Below are 4,642 nucleotides of genomic sequence, written 5' to 3' on the forward strand. Positions count from 1 at the left end.
CGCCTGTTCGAGCTTACGCGAATAGATGGCGGTCAGCCTCATCTTGCCGCTTTCGTGAGCCGCATCGATAAAACGTTCGGTGATCCAGTTGGTGCCGACAACAGCAAAGCGAATCATGGGTGACTCCGATTTCCACAGGAAGATAGCTCAAGGAACCAGATTATCACGCCGCAAACGTTAGGCGAATATTTGCTTAAAAAGTCTGATTATTCATATAGTTCGCCAAACACGGAGAGGTGGGTCAGATAAAGGCGGGTATCAAACTCCAACTGGTGATAGCTGGGTTCCATATGGCAGCACAGGCTGTAGAACGCCTTGTTGTGGTCTTTCTCTTTCAGGTGCGCCAACTCGTGGACCACGATCATGCGCAGGAAAGGTTCCGGGGCATTTTTAAACACCGTCGCCACACGGATCTCGGCTTTGGCCTTCAGCTTGCCACCTTGCACCCGGGAAATGGCAGTATGCAGCCCCAAGGCGTGCTTCATCACCTGGATCTTGCTGTCGTAGGCCACCTTGCTCAGCGGTTGAGCATTTCGCAGATACTGATTTTTGAGATCGACGGTAAACTGATAGAGCGACTTGTCGGTGGTGCAGCCATGAACCTGCGGATAGCGCTGTAACAAAACCTCGCCCAGCCTCTGTTGCTGGATGAGTTGTTGCACCTGCATTTGCAGATGATCGGGGTAGCCTTGCAGGTAGCTCAGTTCGGACATGTTATTCAGTATTCAGTGGTAAACCAGGGCAAGCATTGTATGACGTTTTGTTGCTCAAATCCTGCAAAGGGCAATTAATCCCAAAAAACATTTTACTGCTGAGCGTTTTTAGGGGATAAACAGCCCAAATTTACTATTCAGGAGGGGCAATGAGCCAACTCGATCTGGGAACACAGCAACTTGAGCTGGAGCGTTATCCCCAACAGGAAGAAGCCACCCAGCTGCAGGCGTGGGAAGCGGCGGACGAATATCTGCTGCAACAGTTGGAAAATGCCGACATCGGTGAACGCCCGGTACTGATTTTCAACGACAACTTTGGCACGCTGGCCTGTGCTCTGCATGGCTATAAGCCTTACAGCATCAGCGATTCATACATGAGCCAGTTGGCGACGCGCCATAACCTCAAGCTCAATGAGCTCGATGTCGAGCAGGTTACCTTGCAAGACAGCCTGGCCGAACTGCCTGCCAACCCGGCGGTGGTGCTGATCCGTATCCCGAAAGCGCTGGCGCTTCTGGAACAGCAATTACGTGCCCTGCGTGACGTGGTGGCACCCGATACGCTGATCGTGGCCGGTGCCAAAGCGCGTGACGTGCATACCTCGACCATGCAAGTGTTTGAGCGAGTGCTTGGCCCAACCCGCACTAGCCTGGCCTGGAAAAAGGCCCGCCTGATTTATTGCCAGGTAGCTGACATCGTGCCACCGGCAGCGCCGGAAACCACCGACTGGCTGCTCGACGGTACGGACTGGCTGATCCACAACCATGCCAACGTGTTCTCGCGCGGTAGTCTGGATATTGGCGCACGCCTATTCCTGGAAAATCTGCCGAAGGATTTGCAGGGCCATATTGTCGATCTCGGCTGTGGCAACGGTATTATCGGTATGCGTGCCTTGGTGCAGAACCCGCAAGCGCAGATGACCTTCGTCGATGAGTCCTACATGGCGGTGGCGTCCAGCGAGTTGAACGTGGCGCACAATCTGCCGCAGGAGATGGATCGCTGTCAGTTTGAAGTGAACAACTCGCTGGCGGGCATTGAGCGTGAAAGCCTGCAGGCAGTCCTGTGCAACCCACCGTTCCACCAGCAGCATGCGATCACCGATCACACCGCCTGGCAGATGTTCTGCGACGCCAAGCGCTGCCTGCAAGTGGGTGGCGAGCTGTGGATCGTGGGTAACCGCCATCTGGATTACTACCAGAAGCTGAGGCGTTTGTTCGGCAACTGCACCACCGTGGCCTCTAACCAGAAGTTCTTGATCCTCAAAGCGGTCAAGTCTGGTGCGCGCTATTAATGTAGGGGCGCAGCATGCTGCGCCCGTCTAATCAATGGGTTATAGAGCCATTGCCAGCCGCGTACCCTGATCGATAGCGCGGCGGGCATCCAGCTCGGCTGCCACGTCGGCTCCGCCAATCAGATGTACCGTTTTCCCCATCTCCAGCAACGGTTGCTGCAATTCACGGCGCGGTTCCTGCCCGGCACAAATCACTACCGTATCCACCGGCAAGCAGCTTTCCTGCTCGGCACGCAGGATATGCAGCCCTTCGTCGTCAATCCGTTGATAGTTCACGCTGTTAAGCATTTTCACGCCACGTACCGCCAGGCTGGTGCGATGGATCCAACCGGTGGTTTTACCCAGGCCTTCACCGACCTTGCTGGTTTTACGTTGCAACAGGAAAATCTGGCGTGGCGAGGCTGGCACTTCCGGCCCTTGGGCGCTCAACCCTCCACGCTGCTCGAGCTGTGAATCGATCCCCCATTCGCGGTTAAACGCGGCCTGATCCAGGCTGCTGGAGGTGCCGTGCTGGCTGAGGTATTCGGCGACGTCGAAGCCAATTCCCCCGGCCCCGATGATGGCGACCCGCTGGCCAACCGGTTTTTTATCCCGTAAAACATCGAGATAGTTCATCACCTTGGCGTGTTCTATGCCTGCAATCGCTGGCATACGTGGCACGATGCCGCAGGCCAGGATCACCTCATCGAAAGCGGCCAAATCCTGCGGTTGCACCTGCTTCCCCAGCTTCAGTTCCACTTCATTGAGCACCAACTGACGGCGGAAATAGCGCAGCGTCTGATGGAACTCTTCCTTGCCGGGGATTTGCTTGGCGATATTGAACTGGCCACCGATCTGCTCGGCTGCATCAAACAAGGTTACCTGATGCCCACGGCTGGCGGCGGTAACGGCGAAGGCCAACCCGGCTGGCCCGGCACCTACCACGGCCAGTTTTTTAGGCGTTGCCGTGGCGATCAACGGCATTTCGGTTTCGCGACAGGCGCGGGGATTGACCAGGCATGAGGTGAGCTTGTGGTCAAAAATCTGATCCAGGCAGGCCTGATTGCAGCCGATGCAGGTGTTAATTTCGTCAGCACGGCCTTCAGCGGCTTTCTGCACGAACGCCGCGTCTGCCAGGAACGGGCGTGCCATGGAAACCATGTCGGCACAGCCATCGGCCAAAACCTGCTCCGCCACCGCCGGATCGTTGATGCGGTTGGTGGTGATCAACGGGATCTTCACTTTGCCCATCAGCTTGCGCGTGACCCAACTGAACCCGGCGCGTGGCACCATGGTGGCGATGGTGGGAATGCGTGCCTCATGCCAGCCGATGCCGGTGTTGATCAGCGTTGCGCCTGCCTGTTCGATCGCCACGGCAAGCTGTTCGATCTCCTGCCAGCTGGAGCCATCCTCCACCAGATCGAGCATCGACAGGCGGTAGATCAGAATAAATTCCGGCCCGGTCGCCTCACGCACGGCCCGCACAATTTCCACGGCGAAACGCATGCGATTGCTGAAACTGCCGCCCCATTGGTCGGTGCGCTGGTTGGTGCGCGAGACCAGAAACTGGTTAATCAGATAGCCTTCAGACCCCATGACTTCTACGCCGTCATAGCCAGCCTGTTGTGCTAACGTCGCGCAGTTGGCGAAATCGGCAATGGTTTGTTCAACTTCTTGCGTGGTCAGCGCTGCTGGGCTGAATGGGTTAATTGGTGCTTGCAGCGCCGAAGGGGCTACCGGCTGTGGCTGATAGCTATAGCGCCCGGTATGCAGGATTTGCAGGGCAATCTTGCCCCCAGCCTGATGGACAGCCTCGGTCACGATCCGGTGATGGGCAACCTGCTGTGGCTGGTTCAGGACCGATGCCCCACGATACACCACGCCTTTCTCATTGGGGGCTATACCGCCGGTCACGATCAGGGCGACACCGGCTGCGGCCCGCTCGGCATAGAATGCTGCCATACGCTCGGGGCCATTAGGCAGTTCTTCCAGGCCGGTATGCATCGATCCCATCAGCACCCGATTTTTCAAGGTGGTGAAGCCGAGATCCAACGGCGCAAGCAGGTTGGGGTAAACGCTCATTGCAGTCTCCAAAATATATACCCGTAGTCTTTCAAGCTACAGCGTTGTTACCTGCACTTGCTCACCCCAGTCACTTACCCAAAAGTAAGCTCCTGGGGATGAGCAAGCTTGTCGCCTAGCTGCAGCTTGAAATCCATAGGGTATGAGTTGTTATAGTTTTGACGACCAATCAAGTGGTCGGATGAGATAAATCTAGCCGTTGTCGGCGCACATGGGAAACGCGGATGTGCTGAATGTGATAGACCTCATGTTTGCAATCGGTATAAAAGATCGGCTAACATCGGTTCGCTTTATCCCTTTTCTCTCTGCGGAGCCATTACCGAAAATGAACAACCACACCTGCTGATATCTGGCCCTATACCGAGCACGCCCGTGCCGTATGGGGATGTTTTGATTTCATTCAGGAGTGTTTATGGCTCATTTTGCGCAGTCCCCTTATTTCGTTTTACATCAATTAACCTGTCAGTTTGCCAATGGCGAAACGCTGTTTGGCCCGCTTAATCTGGCCGTTGAACAGTGGCACTGTGGTCTGGTGGGGCGTAACGGCGTGGGGAAAACTCGCCTGCTACGTCTGATTGC

The 4,642-nt window shown here is 55.9% G+C and carries 3 protein-coding genes and 2 pseudogenes; 2 read left to right on the plus strand and 3 right to left on the minus strand.

Translation table 11 applies throughout. The annotated features are described in order from the left end of the window. Both ACLQ7H_RS03665 and ACLQ7H_RS03670 read right to left on the minus strand, forming a co-directional pair. Positions 1-117, minus strand: a pseudogene (locus ACLQ7H_RS03665) (gfo/Idh/MocA family oxidoreductase); the annotation flags it as partial. Positions 118-206: 89 nt separating this feature from the next. Continuing rightward, positions 207-713, minus strand: a complete 507-nt coding sequence (locus ACLQ7H_RS03670) for a M48 family metallopeptidase (RefSeq protein ID WP_411751498.1) — start codon at positions 711-713, stop codon at positions 207-209. A gap of 149 nt (positions 714-862) precedes the next feature. Here ACLQ7H_RS03670 and rlmG point away from each other — a divergent pair, with 149 nt between their 5' ends. Continuing rightward, positions 863-2,002 carry a 23S rRNA (guanine(1835)-N(2))-methyltransferase RlmG gene (gene rlmG, locus ACLQ7H_RS03675; protein WP_411751499.1) on the plus strand — a complete coding sequence of 380 codons (1,140 nt, stop codon included), beginning with the start codon at positions 863-865 and terminating at the stop codon, positions 2,000-2,002. A gap of 39 nt (positions 2,003-2,041) precedes the next feature. Here rlmG and ACLQ7H_RS03680 read toward each other — a convergent pair whose 3' ends face one another. Further along, positions 2,042-4,063 (minus strand): FAD-dependent oxidoreductase, encoded by a 2,022-nt coding sequence (locus ACLQ7H_RS03680; RefSeq protein ID WP_411751500.1) that lies wholly within the window; start codon positions 4,061-4,063, stop codon positions 2,042-2,044. A 412-nt stretch (positions 4,064-4,475) separates the two neighbouring features. Between ACLQ7H_RS03680 and ACLQ7H_RS03685 the strand changes: the two are divergent. Next, positions 4,476-4,642 (plus strand): annotated as a pseudogene (locus tag ACLQ7H_RS03685) (ABC transporter ATP-binding protein); the annotation flags it as partial.

This window comes from Serratia sp. (in: enterobacteria), from assembly GCF_046715635.1.
In the GTDB taxonomy this organism is placed as follows: domain Bacteria; phylum Pseudomonadota; class Gammaproteobacteria; order Enterobacterales; family Enterobacteriaceae; genus Chania.